24 protein-coding genes are annotated in these 25827 nt (G+C 60.8%); 9 read left to right on the top strand and 15 right to left on the bottom strand.

The window, feature by feature from the left end:
• Position 1: 1 nt before the first annotated feature.
• From L904_RS05385 to L904_RS05430, 10 genes are all read right to left on the bottom strand, one after another.
• Positions 2-562 (bottom strand): gluconate 2-dehydrogenase subunit 3 family protein, encoded by a 561-nt coding sequence (locus L904_RS05385; RefSeq protein ID WP_020811079.1) that lies wholly within the window; start codon positions 560-562, stop codon positions 2-4.
• Positions 562-2247 carry a GMC oxidoreductase gene (locus tag L904_RS05390; protein ID WP_020811080.1) on the bottom strand — a complete coding sequence of 562 codons (1686 nt, stop codon included), beginning with the start codon at positions 2245-2247 and terminating at the stop codon, positions 562-564. The genes L904_RS05385 and L904_RS05390 overlap by 1 nt, the downstream gene beginning before the upstream one ends.
• Positions 2248-2383: 136 nt before the next feature.
• Positions 2384-3250, bottom strand: coding sequence for a sugar phosphate isomerase/epimerase (locus L904_RS05395; RefSeq protein WP_059775494.1), 867 nt, complete (start codon positions 3248-3250; stop codon positions 2384-2386).
• Between the two features lie 130 nt (positions 3251-3380).
• Complete coding sequence (locus L904_RS05400) at positions 3381-4550, bottom strand: Gfo/Idh/MocA family protein (RefSeq protein WP_020811082.1); 1170 nt, start codon at positions 4548-4550, stop codon at positions 3381-3383.
• An 11-nt stretch (positions 4551-4561) separates the two neighbouring features.
• Entirely contained in the window at positions 4562-5611 is a 1050-nt protein-coding gene (locus tag L904_RS05405) for a sugar phosphate isomerase/epimerase (protein WP_020811083.1), read from the bottom strand.
• Between the two features lie 33 nt (positions 5612-5644).
• Positions 5645-6667 (bottom strand): LacI family DNA-binding transcriptional regulator, encoded by a 1023-nt coding sequence (locus L904_RS05410; protein WP_020811084.1) that lies wholly within the window; start codon positions 6665-6667, stop codon positions 5645-5647.
• A gap of 3 nt (positions 6668-6670) precedes the next feature.
• The gene (locus L904_RS05415; protein WP_020811085.1) at positions 6671-7639 is read right to left on the bottom strand and encodes an ABC transporter permease; all 969 of its coding nucleotides are present in this window, start codon (positions 7637-7639) and stop codon (positions 6671-6673) included.
• Position 7640: 1 nt separating this feature from the next.
• The gene (locus L904_RS05420; RefSeq protein ID WP_020811086.1) at positions 7641-8585 is read right to left on the bottom strand and encodes an ABC transporter permease; all 945 of its coding nucleotides are present in this window, start codon (positions 8583-8585) and stop codon (positions 7641-7643) included.
• Positions 8582-10075, bottom strand: coding sequence for a sugar ABC transporter ATP-binding protein (locus tag L904_RS05425; protein ID WP_020811087.1), 1494 nt, complete (start codon positions 10073-10075; stop codon positions 8582-8584). Before L904_RS05425 ends, L904_RS05420 begins: the two co-directional genes overlap by 4 nt.
• A gap of 103 nt (positions 10076-10178) precedes the next feature.
• Positions 10179-11201, bottom strand: coding sequence for a substrate-binding domain-containing protein (locus tag L904_RS05430; protein WP_003522041.1), 1023 nt, complete (start codon positions 11199-11201; stop codon positions 10179-10181).
• Between the two features lie 303 nt (positions 11202-11504).
• Here L904_RS05430 and L904_RS05435 point away from each other — a divergent pair, with 303 nt between their 5' ends.
• Both L904_RS05435 and L904_RS05440 read left to right on the top strand, forming a co-directional pair.
• Positions 11505-11900: a cupin domain-containing protein gene (locus tag L904_RS05435; RefSeq protein WP_020811088.1), complete on the top strand. Its 396-nt coding sequence runs from the start codon at positions 11505-11507 to the stop codon at positions 11898-11900.
• A 157-nt stretch (positions 11901-12057) separates the two neighbouring features.
• On the top strand, positions 12058-13017 hold the full coding sequence (locus tag L904_RS05440) for a LysR family transcriptional regulator (protein ID WP_020811089.1): 960 nt from the start codon (positions 12058-12060) through the stop codon (positions 13015-13017).
• 142 nt (positions 13018-13159) lie between these two features.
• Here L904_RS05440 and L904_RS05445 read toward each other — a convergent pair whose 3' ends face one another.
• Positions 13160-14410: a Zn-dependent hydrolase gene (locus L904_RS05445; protein WP_031234047.1), complete on the bottom strand. Its 1251-nt coding sequence runs from the start codon at positions 14408-14410 to the stop codon at positions 13160-13162.
• 547 nt (positions 14411-14957) lie between these two features.
• Here L904_RS05445 and L904_RS05450 point away from each other — a divergent pair.
• Positions 14958-16274, top strand: coding sequence for an MFS transporter (locus L904_RS05450; RefSeq protein ID WP_233283611.1), 1317 nt, complete (start codon positions 14958-14960; stop codon positions 16272-16274).
• 61 nt (positions 16275-16335) lie between these two features.
• Positions 16336-16974 (top strand): RraA family protein, encoded by a 639-nt coding sequence (locus tag L904_RS05455; protein ID WP_020811092.1) that lies wholly within the window; start codon positions 16336-16338, stop codon positions 16972-16974.
• Positions 16975-17062: 88 nt separating this feature from the next.
• Here L904_RS05455 and L904_RS05460 read toward each other — a convergent pair whose 3' ends face one another.
• The 3 genes from L904_RS05460 to L904_RS05470 all read right to left on the bottom strand — a co-directional run bounded on the left by L904_RS05460 (position 17063) and on the right by L904_RS05470 (position 19445).
• Positions 17063-17467: a RidA family protein gene (locus L904_RS05460; protein ID WP_020811093.1), complete on the bottom strand. Its 405-nt coding sequence runs from the start codon at positions 17465-17467 to the stop codon at positions 17063-17065.
• Positions 17464-18426, bottom strand: a complete 963-nt coding sequence (locus L904_RS05465; protein ID WP_020811094.1) for an ornithine cyclodeaminase family protein — start codon at positions 18424-18426, stop codon at positions 17464-17466. Before L904_RS05465 ends, L904_RS05460 begins: the two co-directional genes overlap by 4 nt.
• A gap of 119 nt (positions 18427-18545) precedes the next feature.
• Entirely contained in the window at positions 18546-19445 is a 900-nt protein-coding gene (locus tag L904_RS05470) for a LysR family transcriptional regulator (RefSeq protein ID WP_020811095.1), read from the bottom strand.
• A gap of 136 nt (positions 19446-19581) precedes the next feature.
• Between L904_RS05470 and L904_RS05475 the strand changes: the two genes are divergently transcribed.
• Together L904_RS05475 and L904_RS05480 are read left to right on the top strand one after the other, a co-directional pair.
• The gene (locus L904_RS05475) at positions 19582-20355 is read left to right on the top strand and encodes an SDR family oxidoreductase (protein WP_020811096.1); all 774 of its coding nucleotides are present in this window, start codon (positions 19582-19584) and stop codon (positions 20353-20355) included.
• A 164-nt stretch (positions 20356-20519) separates the two neighbouring features.
• Positions 20520-21398: a hypothetical protein gene (locus tag L904_RS05480; protein ID WP_020811097.1), complete on the top strand. Its 879-nt coding sequence runs from the start codon at positions 20520-20522 to the stop codon at positions 21396-21398.
• A 15-nt stretch (positions 21399-21413) separates the two neighbouring features.
• On the opposite strand, the gene L904_RS05485 is transcribed toward L904_RS05480, so the two are convergent.
• The gene (locus tag L904_RS05485) at positions 21414-22442 is read right to left on the bottom strand and encodes a LacI family DNA-binding transcriptional regulator (protein ID WP_031234048.1); all 1029 of its coding nucleotides are present in this window, start codon (positions 22440-22442) and stop codon (positions 21414-21416) included.
• 139 nt (positions 22443-22581) lie between these two features.
• On the opposite strand from L904_RS05485, the gene L904_RS05490 reads away from it, so the two are divergent.
• The 3 genes from L904_RS05490 to L904_RS05500 all read left to right on the top strand — a co-directional run bounded on the left by L904_RS05490 (position 22582) and on the right by L904_RS05500 (position 25826).
• Positions 22582-23616, top strand: coding sequence for a Gfo/Idh/MocA family protein (locus L904_RS05490; RefSeq protein WP_020811098.1), 1035 nt, complete (start codon positions 22582-22584; stop codon positions 23614-23616).
• Positions 23617-23628: 12 nt separating this feature from the next.
• Positions 23629-24531 (top strand): sugar phosphate isomerase/epimerase, encoded by a 903-nt coding sequence (locus L904_RS05495; protein WP_020811099.1) that lies wholly within the window; start codon positions 23629-23631, stop codon positions 24529-24531.
• Positions 24532-24593: 62 nt separating this feature from the next.
• Positions 24594-25826, top strand: a complete 1233-nt coding sequence (locus L904_RS05500) for a sugar ABC transporter substrate-binding protein (RefSeq protein WP_020811100.1) — start codon at positions 24594-24596, stop codon at positions 25824-25826.
• The last annotated feature ends 1 nt before the right edge of the window (position 25827 follow it).

The following is a 25827-nucleotide window of genomic DNA, read 5'->3' on the forward strand; positions in this document are numbered from 1 at the left end:
TTCAGGTCGTGCCCCAGGCAGGCGTGCCCTTCTTGTAGGGAACGCGGTCTTCGAAACCGCCGGGAATCTCGTCGTAAACGAGAACTTCCGTGGCGCCGATCTTCGAGGTGAAGAAGCCGAGCAGCGTCAACTGCTTGACCAGCGTGAAGGCGTGCGGCTTTGCCGGCGTCTGTTCCGCCTTGGCCTGCTTGTCCAGCGCGGCAAGCAGCGTCTGCCGCTGTTCCGCCGTCAGCTCCAGAAAGGCCTTTTTGTGTTCGGCCTGACTGCGCTTCTCGATGTCGGAAATCGCCGAAAGGAAGAGTGTCCGCTGCTCGTCGGTGTAACAATCGGCCGCATAGACGGCCATGAAGGCACCCACTTCGGCATCCTTCGCCCCCGGCGTGGAGGTGCGGGGAATGATGGTTTCCGCCACCTCGTCCAGAAAGCGGATTTCCTCCGGGGTGAAGACGTGGGTAGCGCCGGCGGGCTTGGTGGCGTTTTCGGCAGCCGTGAGGACATCCGCGCCGATCAGCGGAAGGCCGGTGGCAATGGCTATCAGTTTCAGCAGTTCGCGTCTGTTCATCACAGGTTCCCCTTCTTGCGTTCGGAAACGGCAAAATCGGCGGCACGCGCCGTCAGCGCCATGTAGGTCAAAGACGGATTGACGCAGGAGGCCGAGGTCATGCAGGCGCCGTCAGTCACGAAGACATTGGGTGCATCCCAGACCTGGTTGTTGCCGTTGAGGACGGAGGTTTTCGGGTCGCGCCCCATGCGGGCCGTTCCCATTTCGTGAATACCCATGCCGGGGGCATAACTGCCCCGCGAGGGCTTGACGTTCTTGATGCCAACCGCCTCGAACATCTCGACGGCGTCATTGACCATGTCTTCGCGCATGTCGAGTTCGTTCTGCTTCATCTCGACATTCATGGAGAGGACCGGCAGGCCCCATTTGTCCTTCTTGTCATGATTGAGCTTCACGCGGTTGTCGTGATAGGGAAGCATTTCGCCGAAGGCCGTCATGCCAATGGTCCAGCCGCCCGGCTCGGTCAGCGCCTCCTTGTAGTCGGCGCCGATATTGAGTTCAGCGATCTCCCGTTCCCAGCGCGAGCGGCTGGCCGAGCCCTGATAACCGAAACCGCGCAGATATTTGCGCTTGTCGTCGCCGGTATTGCGGAAACGCGGAATGTAGAAGCCCGCCGGCCGGCGGCCCTTGAAATAGAAGTCCTCGAAACCTTCCACCTGACCGGTGGCACCCATGCGGAAATGGTGGTCCATCACATTATGGCCGAGTTCGCCCGAGCTGCTGCCGAGACCGCCTTCCCAGACATCGGTGGCCGAATTCATCAGCACCCATGTCGAGTTCAACGTCGAGGCATTGAGGAAGATGATGTCGGCGGTATATTCGTAGGTCAGGTTGGTTTCGGCATCGATGATCTCGACGCCCCGCGCCTTCTTCTTGTCCTTGTCGTAGAGGATTTCCTTGACGATGGAGAAAGGCCGAAGGGTGAGATTGCCGGTGGCGACCGCCGCAGGCAGAGTCGAGGCCTGCGTGCTGAAATAGCCGCCGAAGGGACAGCCCAGCCGACACTTGTTGCGGAACTGACAGCGCGTGCGCTCCTGATCGGGAAGTTCCTGGGTGATGTTGGCGCAGCGTGAATTGATGAGGTGGCGCGTGCCCTTGAACGCCTTCTTCAGCCGGCTGGCCACATCCTGCTCCACGAAATTGAGCGGAATGGGCGGCAGGAATTCGCCATCGGGAAGAATATCCAGCCCCTCGCGGCTGCCGGAAATGCCGGCAAAACGCTCGACATAATCATACCAGGGAGAAACATCCTCATAACGGATCGGCCAGTCGACGGCGATGCCGTCTTTCGCATTGGCCTCGAAGTCGGTCTGCGACCAGCGATAGGTCTGGCGGCCCCAGAGCAGCGAGCGACCGCCGACATGGTAACCACGGAACCAGTCGAAGCGCTTTTCCTCGACATAGGGCGTTTCCTGCTCATCGGCCCACATGCCGAGCGTTGCCTCTTCCAGCAGGTAATCGCGGCTGAGAACGGGGTATTTCGCCTTCATCTCCTGCGTGGCGCGGTTGCGATGGGGGTAATCCCAGGCTTCCTTGTCGGCATTCTGATAGTCGGTGACGTGCTCGATGTTACGGCCACGCTCCAGCATCAGGACCTTCAGGCCCTTTTGCGTGAGTTCCTTTGCGGCCCAGCCTCCACTGATGCCCGAGCCGACAACAATCGCATCATAATGATTGTTTGCCATGATAACTCCTCCGATGTGAGCTTGGAAAAAACGACAGGACAAAGCGTTTCCCGTCGCGACGCGGCGGAAAATGGATATGCGTCTGTCGAACCTCATGCTCCCCGCCGAAACCGGCCGCCGGGGAGCGGTTCTGGTTTTACTGGCAGTGTTTACTGATGGTCGGCAGGCGTTCGCTGAGGAACGCGTTGCCCTTGGTCACCACCGCTTCGGCATCGAGCGGAAGATCGTGCTCAAGGATGAACCATTTTGCGCCGGCATGTTTGGCCGCCGGCAGAATTGTCTTCCAGTCGAGAACGCCGGTGCCGAGTGTGGCAAAACCGCGCTCGTTTTCCGCCGTGCCGGCCGGTGCATTGTCCTTGGCGTGGATGGCGAAAACCTTGCCCTTCAAGGTGCCGAGGAATTCTGCCGGATCATTGCCGCTGCGCGCCACCCAGGCGACATCGACTTCGGCCTGCAGCTTCGGGCCTGCCGCGTCGAGCAGCAGTTCGAGCGCCGTCTTGCCGTCGAATTTGACCATCTCGAAGTCGTGGTTGTGATAGGCCATGGAGAGGCCCGCCGCCGAAAGCTTGTCCGCGTAACCGCCAAGCTCCTTGCCGAAGGCGGTCCAGCCGGCGGCGTCCTTCGGGCGGTCTTCCGGCTTCAGGAACGGCACGGTCACGACGGGATTGCCGACGGCCTTCTGCTCGGTGATAACTTCATCGAGATTGCCGCGCAGCTTGTCGATCGGCACATGCGAGGAAATGACCTTGATCTTGTGCTTTTCCAGCAGCGTGTTCAGTTCGCCGGCGCTGACCTTCTGCATATCCACGGTTTCCACGGCGGAGACGCCAGCGCGGTTGAGAATGGCAAGCTGTTCTTCCAGCGTTCCGGAATTGCGCAGCGTGTACATCTGCGCGGCAATCGGCAGCACCTTGCTGTCATCGGCAAAAACCGGATTTGCGAAACCGGCCGCCAGTCCAACCACGAATGCCATGCCAGCGAATTTTGACTTGAACGTTTTCAAACGCGTAACTCCCTTTCCGTTTGATCAATATGACGACACGCGTGCCCTCGCCTTTCCCGGCCGTCTGGCCGGGTCATGCCGGGCACCGCCTCCTGTGCCCTGCGTCGTCCGTCCCCGATATTTGGGTGAGCTAAATGTCGATCCCGACCCAGGACGAGGTCCGACTGGACCGGACGGCCGCATCGATGAATGCGAGACCCGCAAGGCCGTCCTCTATGCCGGGGTAAATCACATCCCCGGCGGCTGTTTTTCCCTCCCTCTTTGCGATGATTGCATCTGCGGCTTCGCGGTAGATCGTCGCAAAACCCTCGAGATATCCTTCCGGGTGCCCTGACGGCACGCGGCTGACGCGGTTGGCGGCATCGCCTGCACCCGCGCCATTGCGGGTGATCAGACGCTTCGGCTCGCCGTAAGGCGTGAACCACAGCTCGTCCGGCACCCGGTGGTGCCATTCAAGCCCGCCCTTGTCGCCATAGACCCTGAGCGACAGGGCGTTTTCGTTGCCAACCGCGATCTGGCTCGCCCAGAGCATGCCTTTTGCGCCGCTTGCATAACGCAGCAGAATATTGGCGCTGTCATCCAGCTGCCTGCCCGGAACGAACGACGTCAGATCGGCATAAAGGCTCGCGGGGATTTCGCCCGTCACAAAGGCGGCAGCGTTGAAAGCGTGCGTGCCGATATCGCCGATTGCGCCGCCCGCGCCGGAACGGCTGGGGTCAGTGCGCCATTCCGCACCCTTTGCGCCGGTCTTTTCAACGGCTTCGGTCAGCCAATCCTGCGCATATTCGGCCTGAACGTGGCGCAACTTGCCGACGTCGCCACTCGCCACCATTTCCCGCATCTGCCGCAACATCGCGTAGCCGGTGTAATTGTGCGTCAGGACGAACAGGCTGTCGGATGCCCTGACGATCTCGGCCAGTGCCTTTGCTTCCTCCAACGTCGCGGTAACCGGCTTGTCGCAGATGACGTGGATGCCGGCTTCGAGAAAGGCCTTGGAGGGGGCGAAATGCAGGTGGTTCGGCGTGACGATGGCGACCGCCTCGATACCGTCCTCACGCCCAGCCTCGGCCGCCGCCATGTCCTCGAACGAGGCATAGGAACGCTCAGGCGCAATGCCGAGCAGGGTTGCCGAAGCGGCTGCACGTGCGGGATCGGAGGAAAGCGCGCCGGCCACCAGTTCGTAACGGTCATCCAGCCGGGCCGCGATGCGATGCACCGCCCCGATAAAGGCGCCCTGACCGCCGCCGACCATGCCGAGGCGGATACGGCGGCTGTCGAATTTTGCTGTCGTAGAGGACATGAAGTTTCCTTTCAGAGACCGAGAAGGCGACGATTGGCGGCATCATCGACACCGCTTTTGGCGAAATCGTCGAAAGCCCGCTCGGTCACGCGGATGATGTGGTTTTCAATGAAGCCGGCGCCTTCGCGCGCGCCGTCTTCCGGATGCTTCAGCGCGCATTCCCACTCCAGCACCGCCCAGCCGTCGAAGTCATATTGGGTGAGCTTGGAAAACACCGCGCCGAAATCGACATGCCCGTCGCCGAGCGAGCGGAAACGGCCCGGCCGGTCGACCCAGCTTTGATAACCGCCATATACGCCGGAACGGCCAGTCGGATTGAACTCGGCATCCTTGACGTGAAAGGCGCGGATGCGCTCGTGGTAGATGTCGATGAAATCGAGATAATCCATCGCCTGAAGGACGAAGTGGGAGGGATCGTAGAGGATGTTGGCGCGCGGGTGATTGCCGGTGGCTTCGAGGAAACGCTCGAAGGTGATGCCGTCATGCAGATCTTCGCCCGGATGCAGTTCGTAGCAGAGATCAACGCCGCTCTCTTCAAAGGCATCGAGAATGGGGGTCCAGCGCTTGCCCAGCTCCGCAAAGGTCAGTTCGACTAGGCCCGCCGGGCGCTGCGGCCATGGGTAAACGAAGGGCCAGGCGAGTGCGCCAGAGAAGGTGGCATGGCTCTTGAGGCCGAGATGCTGCGACGCTTTTGCCGCATATTTCAGCTGGTTGACCGCCCATTCCTGCCGCGCCTTGGGTTTGCCGCGCAGTTCGGCGGGTGCAAAACCGTCGAACATTTCGTCATAGGCCGGGTGAACGGCGACAAGCTGGCCCTGAATATGGGTCGAAAGCTCGGTGATCTCGATACCCATCTCGGCAAGCCGGCCCTTGATATCGTCGCAATAGGTCTTGGATGCAGCGGCCTTCTCAAGATCGAAGAGCCTGGGATCGGTTGGCACCTGGATGCCCTTGTAACCGAGGGAAGCCGCCCATTGGCCGAGATTGTCGAGCGTGTCGAAGGGGGCCTTGTCCCCGACAAATTGCGCGAGGAAAATCGCCGGGCCTTTGATCGTCTTCATGTCCTTACACTCCTTGCATTCACAGTCTGGCCGCTACCGATGCGGCGGGCGGCAGGGCGCGACCGAGCCGCGCACTACCAGTTCCGTATCCAGCACGATGGTCTCGGCCGTGCGTTTGCCGTTCAGCCGGTCCACCATCAGCGCCATGGCCCTGCGGCCCATTTCCTGGCGGGGCTGGCGCACCGTGGTCAGCGGCGGCTCAAAGGCATTGGCGAAAATGATATCGTCGAAGCCGATGACGGAGACATCGGCCGGAACCGAAACGCCACGCGCGCGCAACTCGCTGATCGCGCCAATCGCCATCTGGTCGCTCGAGGCGAAGATTGCGGTGAAGGCAATGCCGCCTTCGAGAAGGCTGCCAATTGCCTGACGTCCGGCCTCGATGCTGTAATCGCCCGTCACCACCAGTTCGTCGGCATAAGCGATGCCGGCTTCGGCAAGTGCCGCGCGATAACCATCGAAACGCTCCTGCGCCAGACTTTCCGGGACCGGACCGGCCAGATGCACAATCCTTTGATGTCCCGCCTCGATGAGGTGGCGCATGGCGTTTTTGGAGGCGGCGCGGTTGTCCACCTTGACGGTCGGCAGCGCGAGGCCGGGTACCGTTTCCGACGCGATGACAATCGGCGGCAGCGCGTCGCCCTGATCGAGAAGCTCGGCGGGAAACTGGCCGGTCATCAGGATCAGGCCGTCGGCATGTTTCTGGCGCACCATGTCGATATGGGTCGCCACGCGGTTTTCGTCGTTGCGGGCATCGCCCATCAGCACCTTGAAGCCCGCTTCGCCCGCCGCTTCCTCAACGCCCTTGTAGATTTCGAGATAAAACGGGTTGCCGATATCGCGAACGAGAAGGATGACAGTGTTGTTGGATTGGCGGCGGAAACTTGCGGCCTGCGCATTGGGGACGAAGTTCGCCTGCCGCACGGCGTCGAAAACCTTCTTGCGGGTTTCCGGGCGAACCTTGTCGGGTTGTTGCAGCGCCCGCGATACGGTCGCGATGGAAACGCCCGCGAGAGCTGCCACTTCCCTGATATTCGAACCTTGGTCTTTGCTCATCTGTCACACACGCAACTGCTTTTGGCGGCCATAAAGCAGCATCAGCGCTAGCAACGTGACACCGAATATGATCTGCCGTGCCCATACATCGAGGTTGAGCGTTATCAGTACGCTTTGCAGAATGGTGAGCGCAACTGCCCCGGCCATGGTTCCGACATATCCGCCCGCACCGCCGGCAAGCGAGGTGCCGCCGATGACGACAGCAATGATCGACGGAAGCACATATTGGTCGCCAACGGAGATAAAGGACGTGCCGGTGTAACCGATCACGCACACCCCGGTCAGCCCGGCAAACAGGCCGGAAAGCCCGTAAAGCAGCGTGCGGATCAAAGAGACGGGCAATCCGGTGAGCGTCGCCGCCCGCTCGTTGGAACCGATAGCATAGATGGCGAAACCAAAGGCGGTGCGGCGCAGCACGAACAGCATGATCGCGGCGATGCCCAGCCAGACGAAGAGTACGCCGGGAATGCCGAAGATGAGCGGCCGGTTGATGAAACCCGCCAGCAGGGGCGCGGCCGCGCCCGACGGAACACCCTGCGAATAAACGACCAGCCCGCCCTGAATGACTGCCGTCATGCCAAGCGTCATGACCAGCGGCGGAATGCGCACGAAGGTAATGCCGAGGCCATTGATCAGGCCGATCAGGAAAGGAATGCCACCTGCAACGAGAATGGCAAGCGGAATGCCCACATTCTGGCCGTTCATCATATTGCCGGCAAGGACGGCGCCAAGCGAAATCATCGCGCCGACTGAAAGGTCGATGCCTTCGCGACCGCCGAGGATGACGAGGTTCTGGCCCGCCGCGACGATGCCGAGAATGGCGGCAATCGTCAGCAGCCGCACGATCTGGGACCCTTGCGCGAAGCCGGGCGACAACAATTCGCCGACCAGCAGCAGGAAGACCGATGCGCCAATCGCGATGGTCAGGGGATCTGTGAGGAGGGTTTTGAGTTGCAAGCCGGGATTGGTCATATCAACGCCTCGTCACCAGAACGCCGCCGGCCAGCGCCGTCAGCACGATCAAACCCTGCACCAGTGTCTGGTACTCGAAGGGCAGGCCCGCAAAGAAAATCACATTGCCGATCATGCCGAGCACCAGCGCGCCGGCAATCGACCCTGTCGAGCTGCCGAAACCGCCCGAAAGTGCGGTGCCGCCCAGAACCACGGCCGAGATGGAAGACAGCGCCAGACTTGCACCGAGCAACGGGTCGCCCGAGGCCGTCTCCCCCGTCAGGCACAGCGCCGCCAGCGCCGAGAACAGGCCGGAGATCATATATGCGCCGATGCGGATGCCCGAGAGGCGCAGACCCGTCTGGAAGGCTCCGGTGCGATTGCCGCCGACGGCCAACAGGTGCGTATGAAACGGAATACGCGACACGATGAGGGTGAAGGCGATGCCCCCAATCAGCACCCACAGCACGAAGGGAAAGCCGATGAAGCTGCCGGAATAGGTCTGCCAATAGGCCTCCGGCACCGGAAGACCCGCCTGCGGCAGCACCCAGATCGCCAGCCCGGCGAAGATGATGCCGGTTGCGAAGGTGGTGACGATCGGCTGGAAGCGCAGGCCGGAGATGAAGAGGCCATTGACCAGTCCGCAGAGCAGCCCGACAGCCGCACCCGCCGCCATGCCGGCGAAGACGGCGCCTGTCGTACCGCCGAGTGCTGCGATGACGCTGACGGTGACGACATTGGCAAGCGCCACGATGCTGCCGACCGACAGATCGATATCGCCCGCCAGAATGACATAGGTCTGGCCGATGGCCACCAGAATGAACGGCAGAAACGTCGTCAGGTTCGATTGCAGCACAGAGGGCTGAACGAAGGAGGGTTGCAGAAACGTGTTCACGGCGATGAGAAGCGCCAGTACGACGAGGGTGATGACCCATGGCTGCCTGCGCAGAAAACCGGAGGCGCTCATGCGGCATCTCCATAGGCGGCGCGGGTCATGTTTACGGATGTCATGTCGGCTCCGGTCAGTTCCGCAGAAATGCGTCCACCGTTGAACACAAGAATGCGGTCGGCATATTCGAGGATTTCCGCATCCTCCGAGGAATAAAGAAGGATGGTCGCACCGGCATCGGCCTGTTGCCGCATCAGGGCGAAGAGATCGGCTTTCGCGCCAAGATCGATGCCCTTGGTCGGGTCGTCGAGCAGCAGCAGTTTCGGTGCCGTGGCGAGCCAACGGGAGATGAAGATTTTCTGCTGGTTGCCGCCTGAAAGCGTGCCTATCGGCATATCCAGGCCGGCAAACTTCGTCTTCATGTCATCCGCGACCTTCTGCACGCGCGGCTTCAGCGTCGCGGGACGGACCAGCCGCATCTTCTCGCGCACCATCAGCGCCGCAACGAGATTTTCGAAGATCGACCGGCCCTGAAGGGAAGCGTCACGGCCACGGTCGCCAGAGACATAGGCAAAACCACTATGAACCGCCTGCGACGGCTTGCCGATGGTGATTTCACGGCCCTCGAACCGGATTTGGCCGGTAGCAAATGGGTTGGCACCGAAAAGACCCTTCAGCAAGGCCGACTGGCCCTGACCCTGCAGGCCGGCCAGACCGACGATTTCGCCCGGATACGCTTCCAGAGTGACACCGCGAACGCCCTCACCCGCCACATCCGCCAGCTTCAGGCTCGGCGCAGCAGCCGAACGCCCTTTCTGACGGGCAGGAGCGGCCCGAACATCGCCGACCATGTCATGCACGACGGCCTCACGGGTGGTGGCTGCCGTATCGAGTTCGGAAATCGTCACGCCGTTCCGCATCACGGTGATGCGGTCGCAGACGGCGAAAACCTCGTCGAGACGATGGGAAATCATGATGGTGGAGACACCGTCGGCCTTCTTGGCCCGGAGTATCTCGAAAAAGCGCTGCGACTGGCGGCCATCGAGCGCCGCGGTCGCCTCGTCCATGATCATCAGGCTGGCATTCTGGGCGAAAACCTTGAGGATTTCGACGAGCTGACGCTGATCGGGCGGCAGATTGCCGACAATCGCATCCGGCTCCAGCCCTTCGCCAGCCACGCCGTCAAACAGCGCGATCAGTCTCGCCGCTTCGGCCTTCAGCGCCTTGCCGTCGACAAAGATGCCACGTTTCGGCTCGCGGCCGAGAAAGATATTATCGGCGACAGAAAGCTGCGGAACGAGGCTGAGTTCCTGATAAAACAGCGCAATACCGGCATTTTCGGCGTCCCGCGGGCTTTTGAAGCGCACGTCTTCGCCATTGAACCTGATCGCACCGCTGGTCGGCGCGACCGCGCCCGCAACGATCTTGCAGAGCGTGCTCTTGCCGCAGCCATTGGCGCCCAGAAGCGCGTGAATTTCACCGCGACCAACCGTCAGCCTGCCGTCGGAAAGCGCGCGCACCGCGCCAAAATTCTTCGTTATGCCGGCCGCTTCCAAAGCGTTCGCCATCGCATGTCCCCGAATGATGCTTGTCACAGGCGGCCGGCCAACGCCCGGTCCGCACTCGAAATTCTGGTTCGGGCCGGCGCTTGTCGCCGACCCGAAACGGCTCTTACTTGAAGAACTCGCCAGCCTGCTCCGGCGTCACGGTTGCCGTGACGGACCAGTAGCCAGGCTTGCCATCGGCAGCCTTGATATTGTCGGCAAGGTTGTCATTGCTGACGAAGGGGATCGGAATATAGATGGCGTTGCCATAGGTGCCACCGAAAATGCCGTCCTTGAATTCCTTGCCCTGCAGCTTCAGGACAGCGACGTTGAGCGCACTGGCCATGACGCCCGGAGGATTGACCGAAGCGCCGGAATTGAACTTTTCCTTTTCCCAGCGGGTCATGAAGTCCTTGCGGATTTCACCGGTCGCGGCAATGTCCTTGGTCTTGCCGGCGGCTTCGATGGCGCGCCATGCGCCGTCCGCCATGCCGTCCTGCACCCAGACACCGCTGATATCGGGATAGGTCGCGAGCAGGTTCTGCATGGCCTGCTGGCCCTGCGCCTGATCCCAGCTCGCATTGGCTTCGTTCAGCACCTTGATATCAGGGTATTTCTTGAACACTTCGCGATAACCGGCGACGCGAGCTTCGTTGGCCGGGTTGCCGGCAATGCCGTTGATGGCGACGACGCTTCCCTTACCCTTCAGCGCATCCGCAAGCCATTGCGCGGATTGCGCCGCCCATGCCTTCTGGTCGATGCCGACATAAAGCGCATCCTTCGAGGACACTTCGGCGTCGGTTGCGATGACGAGAATGTTGCGCGCCTTGGCCTGCGCGAAGATCGGATCAAAGGCCGTCGGGCTGCCGGGGTTGATGAGGATCGCATCGACGCCCTGGTTCATGAAATTGCGGATATGGCCGATCTGCCCCTGCACATCGACATTGCCGCTCTGAACGACAACCTCAACCTTGACGCCCTTTTCGCCCCACGCTTTGGCGGCAGCCTGAGCCTCTTCGATCATCTGCGTGCGCCATTCGCTGCCGACGAAAGAATTGGAAAGACCGATCTTGAAGCTCTGCTCCTGGGCATGCGCCGACGTGCCCGCCGCCAGCACCATCGCGGCAGCAGCCATCAAATGTCTAAACATGAAATTTGCTCCTCCAAGCACGGTTTTTAACTAATGAAACCGTTTACATCGGCGAATGTAACCGTTTTCATAAATGAGTCAATCCTGAGAATGATTTTTATCGAAGGGCGTGAAAAGCGGCGGGATAAGCAATTCCGACCTGCGGAAAAGGCTTAAAAATCCGGAAATGCGCCGGGACAAGCGCAGCACGGAGCTTCGGAAAATGTCCTTGGCCGGCAGATCATGCCGGTTTTCATTTCACTGTGGACAATGGGAGGATTCCCGCTTCAAATCGCCTCGAGTCAGCCATCAGGAGAACGACCAATGGAAATATTGCGCGCAGGAACACGGGCATCGGCGAAAGGCCCCGAGGCATGGTTCACGGGGCAGGTCCGCATCGATCCCCTCTTCAACCCCTTTGATGCCGAACGGGTTCAGGGCGCTCAGGTTACCTTCGAACCCGGCGCCCGCACCGCCTGGCACACGCATCCCCTCGGCCAGACCCTTATTGTGGTTTCCGGCTTTGGCCGGGCGCAGCGCGAAGGCGGCCCGGTGGAGGAAATCCGCCCCGGCGATACAGTCTGGTTCGCACCGGGAGAAAGGCACTGGCACGGGGCAGCACCGAATGTCGCCATGACCCATATTGCACTTCAGGAGGTCAAGGATGGCAAGGTGGTAGACTGGATGGAACAGGTGACGGATGACCAATATCGCGGCTGACGCGGCCGCGCCGACGTGGCGGGCCGCTTTCCGCAGGCCCGCCGGAGAATAAAATCGCGTCCCCGGTCAAAAGCGCCACTCTTTGCAGTCGGTGGACGTTTTTCGCCGGCAAAAATAGCTATAAGATGCAACCGCAATTCATTCGAGGAACGCATCGTTGTCACGTTATGCCCCCCGCATCCAGCATCTGAACTGGAACCTGCTGCGGACCTTTCTGGTCATCGTCGAGGAAGGCAGCATCACGCGGGCGGCCAACCGGCTTTTCGTGCGCCAGCCCTCGGTAACCGCCGCGCTGCAAAAGCTGGAGGAAACGCTGGGGTGCCAGTTGATCCAGCGCGACAGCCGCCGTTTCGTGCTGACGGTTCAAGGCGAAATGCTTCGTCAGGAATGTGCCGAAATTTTCCTGCGGGTCGAGCGTATCGGCGAAAAACTCTCGACCGAGGCGGATGACCTCACGGGTCAGGTGCGTGTCCTCATCGTCACCAATCTCGTGCTCCCACAGCTCGATCAGGCGCTGCGCCAGTTGCGGCGGCGTCATCCATCCGTGACCATCCGCATCGATGTCGCCAATACGCAGGATATCGTTCGCGCCATCGGCCAGAAACAGGCCCCATTCGGCATTTGCCTGCTGCCGAAACCGCTCGCTGGAATGGACTGCAAATTCCTGCTCAGGGAAACATTCGGGATTTATTGCGGTGCTTCCCATCCCTTTTACGGTCGTGGCGACATCACCATGGAGGAATTGCGGCAGGAAGCCTTCGTAGCCTTCACCTGCAGCCAGGAAGGCGGCGCGCTTGAACCGATGATCGCCCTTCGCGACGGTGTGGGGCTCGGCAAATGGACCGTCGGCTCCAGCCCGCATATGGAAGAAGTCCGGCGAATGATCATTGCCGGCATCGGCGTGGGCATTCTGCCGCTGGATGCGGCGCGCGGCTTTGAGGAAGACGAGCTTTGGCAGATCCCGCTGCTTCAGGATTCGCTCGGGGCCGACGCCTATTTTCTCCGCAACCCCGATATGGACCTCGGCGGCGCCGAGCGGGCATTCCTGACTATTTTCGAAAACGAGCTTTTCGATGCGCAGGCGGCGGCAGCCCTTGTGGAAACGGGGAGCGAATAGGAAAACGGCGAAAAGCGGTCGCACTTTTCGCCGTTCCCTCTAAATCCAGCAAAAGCGGACCCCGGCGCTACCGGCCGGGAATACGCTAAAACAGAGTGTTGAGCCTTTTCGAGCTTCGCAAAAAAGCGAAAGCGCTCGAGCATCAGTCCGCGCGGTTCGCGCGCTCCAGAACGGCCTGAACCAGCACGTTAACACCGGGTTCGATGTCGGCAATCGTGACGTTTTCCGCCTCGTTATGGGAAAGACCGCCCTCGCACGGCGTGAAGATCATCGCCGTTGGCAGATATTCGGCGACATGCATGGCGTCATGCCCGGCCTCGGTAAGGAGGTCCATCGAGGAATAACCGAAAGCATCGGTGGCATTGCGGATGAGTTCGATGCAGCCAGCGTCGAAATGCATGCCGCCATAAGCCCAGCCTTCCTTGACGACGATTCTGCAGCGTGACCGCTCTTCCAGCTCGGGAAGTCTCGCCTTGAAGGCTTCGAACATGGTGCTGACAACGGCATCGTCGGGGTGGCGCATGTCGCAGGTCATTTCCACGAAATTCGGCAGCGCACCGAGGAGATTGGGTTCGGCCCTGATGCGCATCGTCGTGGACTTGCCGCCGGTCTCGTGATTGGCCCAGCCGATCTCATTGATCGCCAGCGTCACCTCAGCGGCACCCACCAGCGCATTCTTGCGCGCCGGCATCGGCGTCGGGCCGACATGGCCGGTCTCGCCGTGCACTTCCACCACGAAACCACGCACGCCGAAAGCGCCGGTAACGATGCCGAGTTGCTTGGCCGCTGCCTCCAATCGCGGCCCCTGTTCGATATGCAGCTCGAACAGACTGTCGAAAGCCTCCGCCGAAATCGCGTCTTTACCCTTGAAGCCGATGCGCTCCAACTCGCCGCCAAGCGTAAAGCCATCGCGATCCCCGCGGGAATAGGCGAATTCCGCCGCCCTGGCGCCGGTGAAAACCGCCGAGCCGATCATCGGCGGCTCGAAACGCGCGCCCTCCTCATTGGTCCAGTTCACAAGGGTGATCGGCCGGCGTGTGGCAATCGAATGATCATTCAGCGTGCGCACGAGTTCCAGCCCGGCCAGCACTCCAAGAATACCGTCGAAGCGGCCGCCATGAACCTGCGTGTCGAGGTGGCTGCCAACCAGCACGGGCTTGGCATCCGCATCGGTTCCTGCCCGTTCGGCGAAGATATTGCCCACCGCGTCGATCCTGACCGTCAGGCCCGCCTCCTCGCACCAGTGAATGAACTGGTGCCGCATCGCCGCATCCTCGTCGGAAAGCGCCAGCCGCTTCAGGCCGCCCTTTTCGGTCGCGCCGATTTCGGCGGAACGCATCAGCGTCGCCCACAGGCGTGACATGTCCGGCCGGATATTGCTCAATCTCTTCATTTCGGTCCCCTGTTATGGTCGCGCGGCAGCAATGCCCCGGCGTAGCCGGCAGCCCGCAGACGACCTCTTTTCACTCCGTGGAATGACAAAGGGGATAAGACCAAACCGGAAAATTCAAAAATAGATAGATTCGATACTTAGAATAAGAGCGGCGGTCTTTGCGGCCGAAAAAGAAATTTCAGCCGGTCAAAAGACAGGCAGGGACTGCGCAGCCGAGCGGCAAAGAAAAACAGCGCCTGCGATATTTCCCTGATTTTATTATCTATTTCAAAATTCATAGACGGCGCCGAGATGCCCGAAAATGCCCAGGATTTGGTCTATAGCGCGGCCCTATGGAAGAAATCTGCATTATCTATTTGTCGGGAGCCTCCCGCTTTCCCATCATTGCGCAAAACAGGGGAACATCGCAGCATGTCGGACTGACGGAGAGAACCGAAAACGGTTGCTCCGCTGGAAATGGCTATCGTCATCTCATGCCTTCGGCGTGGGGCCGCTCCGCTTCGTCGTTTCCCCGTTTTCCTTCACAGCAACATAAAGGGGAATGTTCATGCAAGGGGAAACCGCACTCGTGGGCTCCGTCGAGAAACAGCCGGTTGGCGTTCGGCGGATCGCCGTCGCAAGCGTCATCGGCACCACTGTCGAATGGTACGATCTTTTCGTCTTCGCCACCGCTTCGGCGCTGGTCTTCAACAAGGTCTTCTTTCCGAGTTTCGATGCGCTCGTCGGCACGCTTCTGGCCTTCGGCACCTTCGCCTCGGCCTATCTCGCCCGCATCGTCGGGGCAGCGCTTTTCGGCCATTTCGGCGACAGGATCGGCCGCAAGTCGATGCTGCTCGTCTCGCTGGTCATGATGGGTGTGGCAACCTTCGCCATCGGCCTTCTGCCGAATTACGAACAGATCGGCGTCTGGGCGCCCATCCTGCTTCTGGCGCTGCGCGTCGTGCAGGGTCTCGCGCTCGGCGGCGAATGGGGCGGCGCGGTGCTGATGGCGGTGGAACATGCGCCGCAGAACCGGCGCGGCCTTTATGGCTCCTGGGTGCAGATCGGCGTTCCGGCCGGCACATTGATCGCCAACCTCGCTTTCCTTGCCATCGGTTTCACCATGGCGCCCGAGGACCTGATTTCCTGGGGCTGGCGCATTCCGTTCCTCGTCAGCATTCTTCTGGTCGCCGTCGGCGCCTATGTTCGGCTCAACACCGCCGAAACGCCGTCCTTCGCCAAGGTGAAGACGGAAGAGGCGACCGTGCGCGTGCCCTTCTTCGAGCTGCTTTCCAAATCCTGGAAAACGGTTCTTCTCGGCGGCATCGCCACCATGTCCACCGGATCGTCCTTCAACCTCATCGTCGCCTTCGGCCTGAGCTATGGCACGCAGGCGCTCAACATCTCCCGCAACGAGATGCTGGTGATCGTATTGATTTCCTGCATGGCGTGTATTTTCCTTTTGCCGCTCTTCGGCCTGCTTTCCGACAAGGTCGGCCGCCGGCCCGTCATTCTCGGCGGCATTCTGGCCGAAGCGCTCGTCGCTTTCCCGATGTTCTGGCTGATGGATACCGCCACCTTTGCCGGCGCACTTGCGGGCTACCTGCTGATGATGACGGCCTTTGCCGCCAATTACGGCCCGATCGCCACCTTCCTCGCCGAACTTTTCGGCACCAAGGTCCGCTATTCCGGCCTGTCCATCGCCTATATGCTCTCGGGGGTTCTGGGCAGCGCGCTTACTCCCGTCATCACCACATGGCTGCTTTCCGCCACCGGCAGCGGCGCATCCGTCGCCTGGTACATGATCGGCTCCGCCCTGCTCTCGGCCGTCGCCCTGCTGGCGCTGACCGAGACCGTGAAACGCGATCTGGCCAAGACCAACTGATCCATATTGCCATATCACAGACGCCGGCCCCCGCGCCGGCGTCTTTCTTTTGGAGACACCCATGGAAAGTCCCGACACAATCAACGAGGCGCTCGAACTGCTCCGGAGCGTCGAGACAGCGACAATCGGCCATTTCAGATCTGATGGATTCATGGATCCGGCGATGCAATGCGTGATCGACGGCGTTCGCATCGCCGGTCGCGCGCTGACCGTCAGCCTGCCGGGAGACGACGGGACGGCGCTTCCGCATGCCATTTCCCGCGCCATGCCCGGCGATATCCTCGTCATCGAGCGACTGAGCGACGACCGGCATGCCTGCTGGGGTGCGGTCATGACCGCCGCAGCGCTCGCGCGCGGTGTTACCGCCATCATTCTCGATGGTTATGTCACCGATATCGGCTCGATCCGCAGCGCCGGCCTGCCTGTCTGGTGCCGGGGACGCTCGCCCATCACCACCAAGCTCGGAGGCCGGGGAAATGTCGCAGGGCCAGTGGTCTGCGGCGGGGTCAAGGTTCAGAGCGGCGATATCGTGCTGGCCGACGAAAACGGCGTCTGCATCCTGCCACCCGAGGAAGCATTGGCAACGGCACGGCAGGCTCTCGCCATTCAGGAAAAGGAGCCCGGCATCGTCGCAAGGCTCGAAAAGGGGGAAGATATCGTGGCGGTTTATGGACTTTCACCGCTGGAGCAGTCCACGTAAAACCGGCCCGCAATCTTGCGCCCCAAGAAATGCGTGTGGGCGCGTCAGCCGATCCGGCCGACCCGCCCTTTTTCATGCCCGCCTGCCCTCAAAGGACAGCAAGGCACTCGATTTCGATATCGAAGGGCAAGGACCAGGGTTTGATGGTTGCCGAGGTGCGCGCCGGAAAACCGGCGGTGAAATATTCGCGGTATATGTCGTTCACTGTTCCCATCAATGCTGCATCGGTGACATAGATGGTGGTCTTGATCACATCTTCGAAGGTGGCGCCCGCTGCGGCCAGTGTCACCCGCAGGGCTTCCAGCGAGGCCCGTGTCTGGGCGGCGATATCGCCCCTGACGATGTCGCCCTTCTCAAGATCGACGGGCGGCATGCCGCAGGTGGCGACGATGTTGCCGGAGCGGACAAGCGCCGAGGTCGGCGCTCCCAGCCGGCGGATCGCCTCTGAAACCACCGGCACTTCAAGGATTTCGCGTTTGGCCATGTCTGTCATCCTTTTCCGTTCAGCGTTGCGGCCTCATAAACCATGGTGGCCGCCGCAAGATCGGCTAGCGCGGTCCCGACAGCCTTATAGAACGTGATCTCATCATTGCTACTGCGCGCAAACCGGTTTGCCCTGCAAAGTCCGGCAAGCGTCGACCTGACGTTTTCCTCCGAAAACAGGCCCGCTTCGATCGGCTGAACGAGATCGCCCGCTTCGTGCAGTGCTTCCTCCGTATCGATAAAGACCGAGGCGCGGCCTATGGCTTCGTCATCCGCCTCACGCATGCCGGGCGTGAAGCCGCCGATGAGATCGACATGCGTGCCGGGGCGCAGCCACACGCCCCGGATGAGCGGGGTGGTGGCGAGCGTCGCGGCGCTGACGATATCGGCCTCGGCAACCGCCCCTTCCAGATCATCGACCACCGTGGCCGCAAGTCCCGACGCCTCGATGCTTTGCGCCAGCCGCTCGGCATTGCCACGATCGATATCCCAGACGGCCACCTGCTCGAGCGGTCTGATAGCCCGGTAGGCGTCGGGAATGAGGCTCGCGACACGGCCGGCGCCCAGCACCAAAAGCCGGCTGGCATCCTTGCGCGCAAGATAATCCGCGGCAAGCGCCGACGCCGCAACGGTCCGGCGGCCGGTGATGACATTACCGTCCAGCGTGGCCAGCTGAATGCCTGTCTGCGCATCGTAAAGCATATAGGTCGAGGTCAATCCCGGCAGGTTTCTGCCGGTGTTTCCGGGAAAGACGGTGACGATCTTGATCCCCAGATAACGGGTGGACTGCCGTGCGCCGTGCCAGGCGGGCATCAATAGCAGTGTCGCGACGGCTTCATTTGGCACATTGATCGTGTGGTGGTGCCGCACAGGCATCTCGCAGCCTTCCGCAAAGGCGGCGGCAAGGGCCTTGATAAGCCCGTCAAACGGCAAAAGCCCGGCTGTTTCCTGTGAATTGATCGTGAGCATATGCGCCTCCCTTCAGATTTCTGGCGGAGGTCAAAATGGCGCAAGCGGCTGCACTTTATAACGCCGAATCTCGCTATGATAAAAATAGGCTGGAGCATCGCCACAGCAGGCATGCTGGGCTACAGAAGCCGTCGCCGCAGCAGCGCCTCCAGCCACTCCGCAAAGACCTGCAGCCGCCGCGACAGATGCTGTCGATGGGGATAAAGCAACGTCATCGGCATTGGCTCGGCCCGATGGGCCGGCATGACCTCGATGAGTTCGCCGCTCTCCAGATGCGGACTGACGTCGTAAGCCGGTATCTGGATCAAGCCGAGACCGGCAAGACAGCAGGCGATATAGGCCTCGGCATTGTTGACGGTGACGCGGCCGCGCATGGAAAGCGAATGCAGCGTCTCGCCTTCGACCCATTCCCAGTTTTCCACCCGCCCGCTGGAGGGCGACGCGTAATTGACCGCCCAGTGGCGGGAAAGATCGTGGGGCGTTTTCGGCGTTCCATGACGCGCCAGATAGGAGGGGCTTGCGACATTGATCAACGGCAGCTTGCCTATCGGCCGCGCGATCAGGCCGGAATCGCTGAGCGGTCCGACGCGCAGCACGCAATCGATATTGTCTTCCACCAGATCGACGGCGCGGTCGGTAACGCCGAGGCCTATGTCGATCTGCGGATAAAGATCGAGAAATTCCGGGAGTGCCGGTGCGATGATCAGCCGCCCGATCCGGCCCGGCACGTCGATCCGCAACCGGCCCGAAGGCTGCGCCGCCGTCTGCCGGAAGAGATTTTCCGCATCTTCGACATCGGCGATCAGCCGCTGGCAGCGCTCGTAAAAGGCCGAACCATCCTCGGTTGGCGAGACCTTGCGCGTCGTGCGGTTCAGCAGCCGCGCACCGACACGCCCTTCCAGTTCCTGCACCGCCGCCGAAACCGAAGAGCGCGGTATGCCGAGCGTATCGGCGGCCCGCGTGAAACTCGCGCAGTCAACGACGCGTGTGAAGATGCGGAACAGGTCGATACGGTCCAACCGGAAACACCCTATTGTGCGGCTTTTCTGACAAGTTATGTCAGAGTAAGCGCCTTTATCACGCAAAGCTAGACGATATCCTGCTGCAACGAAAGCGGCCGCCAGTTGGCCGAGCACGGCAAAAGGAGGCCGACCCATGACAGACCATTCCCTCAAGGGCAAAACCGTCATCATCGCCGGCGGCGCGAAAAATCTCGGTGGATTGATTGCACGCGATTTTGCCGGCCAGGGCGCCCGCGCCATCGCCATCCATTATAACAGCGCCGCAACCAGGGCCGACGCCGAGGCAACAGTGGCCGCCGTGAAGGCGGCCGGCGCTGAGGCCGTCGCCCTTCAGGCCGATCTCACCACGGCAGGCGCGGTCGAAAAGCTGTTTGCCGATACCGTCGCCGCCATCGGCCGCCCGGATATCGCCATCAACACCGTCGGCAAGGTGCTGAAAAAGCCGATCCTCGACACGTCGGAAGCCGAATATGACGAGATGACTGCCGTTAACGCCAAGTCGGCCTTCTTTTTCCTCCAGCAGGCCGGACGCCACGTCAGCGATAACGGCAAAATCTGCACCCTCGTGACATCGCTCCTGGGCGCCTTCACCCCGTTTTACGCCAGCTATGCCGGCACCAAGGCCCCGGTGGAACACTTCACCCGTGCGGCTGCCAAGGAATTCGGCGAACGCGGCATATCCGTGACGGCAATCGGTCCCGGACCGATGGACACGCCATTCTTCTACGGTCAGGAAACGCCGGAGGCGCAGGCCTATCACAAGAGCGCCGCCGCTCTTTCCGGCTTCTCGAAAACCGGTCTAACCGATATCGAGGACATCGTTCCCTATATCCGCTTCCTTGTCACCGACGGCTGGTGGATGACGGGCCAGACCATTCTGGTCAATGGCGGTTACACCACGAAATAGTCGCTGCCGGATGACACAGCGGCTCAGGCCGGCGGCTGGATGCCGCCCGGCATGAGACGGGTCCCGGAACCGCAGTACCAAAAAATATCGAACATCATCTGGCCTGAATTACACGCACCGGTGTAAAACCCTGTCATCCTGTTGATGGAAGCCGGGGGTGTCGGATGAATTCAGAGCGTCGTGGAGTACTCGCATTTCTCGGCGGCCTCGTGCTGGCAAGGCCGTCTCTCAGCGCGGCATCGAGCCAGCCCCCAGCCTTTGCCGCATCCCGCTCCAGTTACAAGCCACGACATGTCCTTTGTTTTCTCGGCGCGGAAAATGGCCTGGCGGCGCTCCAGAAGAGCGCAAGCGCCGCAGTCGATGATTTTGCGCCGGATTTCAGCCTGGATGAAGACTATTCACAGGATGAGCCGGACGACCGGATGGAACGCTCGTTCAATGTCTGTTGGGATCGCGTCGACCCCGATACATACGAGCCAGAGGATGAGGCAGCCGTCGCTGCGCACGGCTCGGTTCTTTATGTGCTCGGCCCGTCCATGGATGCCGAAACGGCCGTGAAGACATCCGCAAAGGCCCTCAGATTCGTACAGCACATGCTCGATCACGGCGCTGTCGCCGTGAAGGGTGAAAGTGCGGGCGTCGCCCATGGCGCAAGGCGCTGGAAGCAGCTTTACGAGCAGTCGCGTGGCGAAGCGGCCGCCGATGACGGGATGGCGCTTGCCAGAACCTGCCGTCTGGCTTTCTCACGCCGCCCCATAGGAGACGATGCCGAAGGCATGACGAGCGTTGGGTTTCACCTGATCGGCTTGCCCGATGTGCAGGTGCGCTTCACCAAAAAAGACGGGGATCAACCGTCTACCAACGCCGAACAGCTGAAGATAGCCGCGTTGATAGACGATATCGCCGAGCAAATGGCGCGTGAAGGCGTTGAAGCCACCCTGAAGGGCCGTGGCGCCTCCCTCTCAGACGACAAACGCTATGAGGAAGACGAATATAAATTCAATCCTTTCGGCGTCGTGAGCATTGATGGCCTCAAGCTTTAACGCCCGCCTGCGGCCTTATGGGGCGGGATCGCTCTCGCCGGCCACCAGAAGCATCGGCCACACGCAATGGCGGGCCTGATCGGGGTAAAAGGGCGCGTAGGCCGGCATGGTCGATAGCAGCGTCTGGGCCACCGTCACGCCGAGATCATGCAGGGACATGCGGAAACTGGTCAGCCGCGGTTCCAGAAACTGGCCGCGCGGGCCATCGCGGAAGCCGATGACGGCGAGATCGCGCCCCGGTTTCAGCCCCACTTCCGCAAGCCGGCGATAAAGACCGACCGCCATCAATTCGTAGATCAGCACGATCGCCGTTGGCCGGGGCCGCATCTGCAGCCACTCGCTGGCGGCATGATAACCGCCCTGCTCGCTCGATTTCGCACGGATGACCAGCGAGGAATCGTAGGCGATGCCATTGTCTTCCAGCGCGCGCCTGTATCCTTCGAGAAAAACGTAACCGAGATTGATATCGCTGTCGGGCACCGCCACCGCAATCGAACGATGACCGGCAGCGGCAAGGCGGTCGACCGCATTTTTCGCGACGCCCTCGAAATCGAGGTCGATCCAGGCGTGAGTGTCGCTGGAAGCGGTGCGTCCGAGCGCTACGAAAGGCAGCCTGGTCTGCTTCAGGAAATCCACACGTTTGTCGATCCGTCGCGTCGCGGAAATGATCATCGCATCCACCATGCGGCGCGCCACCATGCGCTTCAGATATTCATCCGGATCCTCTTCCCCCGGACAGGGCAGAACGATGAGATCGAGATTATGTCCGGAAAACACGCTTTGCAGACCGTCCGTCACACCGAGGAAGAAGTTGTCGGAGTTCTCCACGGTCTGCGCGTCGCTGCCGGTCATCAGGCCGATGACATTGGTGGTTCCCTGCCTGAGGCTACGACCGGACTGGTTGGCGACATAACCCAGCTTTTCCGCCGCTTCGAGAACACGCCGCCGCGTCTCTTCGTTCACATCCGGCTTGCCGTTCAGGGCACGGGAAACAGTGCCTATCGATATCTCGAGATAATCGGCAAGCTGACGAATTCCTTTCATGCACTCCCCTCCCAGGCCCGGCGCGCAATCGACGCGCCCCTTAACGGTCTTGACATATCTAACATCATCGGCATAGTCTCGTAAACGTTTACGGCGCTCTGCGCAAAGAGGAGTTTGCGAAAGAGTCCGGGGAGATGAGATGACATTCAATGCCGTTTTATGCGGGTGCGGAGCCATGGCCAAAGGCTGGTTGCGTGCCATTCAATCCACGCCGGAAATCGCCGGCGCGATCAGGATCGCCGGGCTGGTCGACCTGAACGAGAACACGGCCCGCGCGCTTGCCGAAGAATTCGCCCTCACCGACGCGGTCATCGGCATGGATCTGCGCGAGGTTCTCGCTAAAACGAAAGCCGACATCCTTTTTGATATCGTCATCCCGCAGGCGCGCTTCGCCGTGGTTGAGGCCGGTCTCGAGGCCGGGTGCCATGTGCTCAGCGAAAAGCCGCTTGCTGCCTCGATGGAAGAAGCCGGCACGCTGGTTGAACTGGCGAAAAAAGCCGGAAAAATTCATGCCGTGGTGCAAAACCGACGATTTGTGGCGGGTATCCGGCGGCTGCGCCGCGCACTGGAAGACGGCGTCATCGGCGATTTGACGGCCATCCATTGCGATTTCTTCCTTGGGCCGCATTTCGGCGGCTTCCGCGAGGAGATGAAGAACGTCCTGCTTCTCGACATGGCGATCCATACCTTCGATGCGGCCCGTTTCGTCGCCAATGAAAAACCCCTCTCCGTCTTCTGCGTGGAAAAGAACCCGGCCGGCTCATGGTATGCCCATGGCGCAAGCGCCAACGCCATTTTCGAATTCTCGAATGATGTCGTCTTTACCTATCGCGGCTCCTGGTGCGCCGAAGGCGAGCGGACCAGCTGGGAAGCACGCTGGCGGCTTATCGGCTCCAAGGGCATGATCCTCTGGGACGGGGAAGACAATTTCTCCGCCTCGGTGGCCGGCGACGAACAGGGGCTTCTGCGTGGCTTTAGGACCGTAAACGTTTCCGAAGCCATTTCCGAGAAGGACACGCGCGGCCATGCCAGCGTCATTCTCTCGTTCCTTCAATCCATCCGCACGGGTGAGATGCCGGAAACAGCCTCCTTCGACAACATCAACAGCCTTGCCATGGTGATCGGCGCGATTGAAAGCGCCCGCCTCGGCCAGCGTGTTTCCATTGCAGCATAAGGACTGAAAGACGTGAGCAATCCGGCAACATCCATCCGCATCGGCACCATGGTCAGCGCCACCAAGGGACAGGCGGCCGAACGCATCGGCCAGATCGCCGATCTCGGCTTTGAAAGCTTCGAGCCGTTCTTCTGGCAGACGACCAACGGTCAGGACCTTGCCGAACTCGGCAAGCGCTGCCGCGAGGCGATCGGTGAGCGCGACATCACCATCAGCACGCTCGGCATGTTCGGCAATCCGCTGGAGGAAACCGACATCGACCTTGAGACATTGCAGGGCTGGAAAGACTGCATCGACAATGCCCACCATTTCGGCGCGACCTGCGTTGCGGGGTTTACCGGCCGGTTGCGCGGCAGGCCGCTGCCGGAAAGCCTTCCCCGATACAGGCAAATCTGGAGCGAGCTTGCAAAACGCGCCGCCGACAAGGGCATGAAGATCGCCTTTGAAAACTGCGCCATGGATGGCAACTGGCAGACCGGCGACTGGAACATCGCGCACAATCCCGACGCATGGGAACTGATCTTCAACGAAACGCCGGACGAGCATATCGGCATCGAATGGGAACCCTGCCATCAGATGGTCTATCTGATCGACCCGCTGCCGCAGATCCGCAAATGGGCGGACAAGATTTTTCATGTGCACGGCAAGGACGCGACCATCCGCTGGGATGTCATTCGCGAGCACGGCATTTTCGGCAAGGAAAAATTTGTCTTCATGCGCACGCCGGGCTTCGGCGACAGCAACTGGACGGACATTATTTCCGAACTGCGCCTCGCCGGCTGGTCCGGCTCCATCGACATCGAAGGCTGGCATGACCCCGTCTATCGCGACGCGCTGGAAATGACGGGCCAGGTGCATGGTCTCAACTATCTGAAGAAATGCCGCGGCGGCGATTTCGTCGTCGATCCGACATAACGGAAACCTTTTGGGAGAAGGTTTTCGAAAATTGCAGAGACGATAACCAAGAGGAGGAGATTATGGGTATCGCGAAATGCATGATGGCCGGCGCATTTTTGCTGGCGGGCGTGTCCGCCGGCGCTATTGCGGCGCAGGCAGAAGATGTGACGTTGACCCTCTGGTCGCTGGATCGAGATATCCAGCCCGCGCCGAACCTCATCAAGGAGTTCAACGCGCTCAATAACGGCATCAAGATCGAATACCGGCAATTGCAGTTCGATGATGTGGTGAGCGAATCCATGCGCGCCTATTCCACCGGCAATGCGCCCGACATCATCGCCATCGACAACCCCAACCACGCCATGTTCGCCGCACGCGGCGCCTTTCTTGACGTGACCGACATGATCGCCAAGTCGGATGTCATCAAAACGGAGAATTATTTTCCGGGACCGCTGAAATCAGTAATGTGGGACGGCAAATATTTCGGCGTGCCGAAGGCCACGAACACGATTGCGCTTTATTACAACAAGGACCTGTTCAAGGCCGCAGGGCTCGATGCGGCAAAACCGCCGCAGACCTGGGACCAGCTGGTGGAAGCGGCCCGCAAGCTGACCAATCCCTCGAAAAACATCTATGGCATCAGCTTCAGCGCCAAGGCGAATGAAGAAGGCACCTTCCAGTTCCTGCCCTGGGCGCAGATGGCGGGCGCGACCTACAAGAACATCAATACCGAGGGTGCGGTAAAGGCGCTCGAAACGTGGAAGCTGATGCTGGATGAAAAGCTGGCATCGCCGGATACGCTGACGCGCAGCCAGTGGGACTCCACCGCCACCTTCAACGCCGGCAACGCCGCCATGGTCATTTCCGGTCCATGGGAAATCGACCGCATGCTGAAGGACGCCAAGTTCGACTGGGGTGTCGCTTTGCTGCCGGTGCCCACGCCCGACGCCCCGCGGTCTTCGGCCATGGGCGACTATAACTGGGCGATCTTCTCCAAGACGAAACATCCGGAAGAGGCCTTCAAGGCAATCGAGTTCTTCGCCTCGAAGGACAAGGATATGTTCAAGAACTTCGGCCAGTTGCCGGCGCGCTCGGATATTCCGGTTCCGCCCACCGGCAATGCGCTGAAGGATGAGGCGCTGAAGACCTTCGTGGAACAGCTGAAATATGCGCAGCCGCGTGGCCCCTCGCCCGAATGGCCTAAGATTTCCAAGGCGATTCAGGATGCCATTCAGGGTGCGCTTTCGGGGCAGATGACGCCGAAAGCCGCGCTCGACCAGGCTGCTGAAAAGATAAAGCTGGTCGAAGGCTGAT

Source organism: Agrobacterium sp. LY4, assembly GCF_001526585.1.
In the GTDB taxonomy this organism is placed as follows: Bacteria; Pseudomonadota; Alphaproteobacteria; order Rhizobiales; family Rhizobiaceae; genus Agrobacterium; species Agrobacterium leguminum.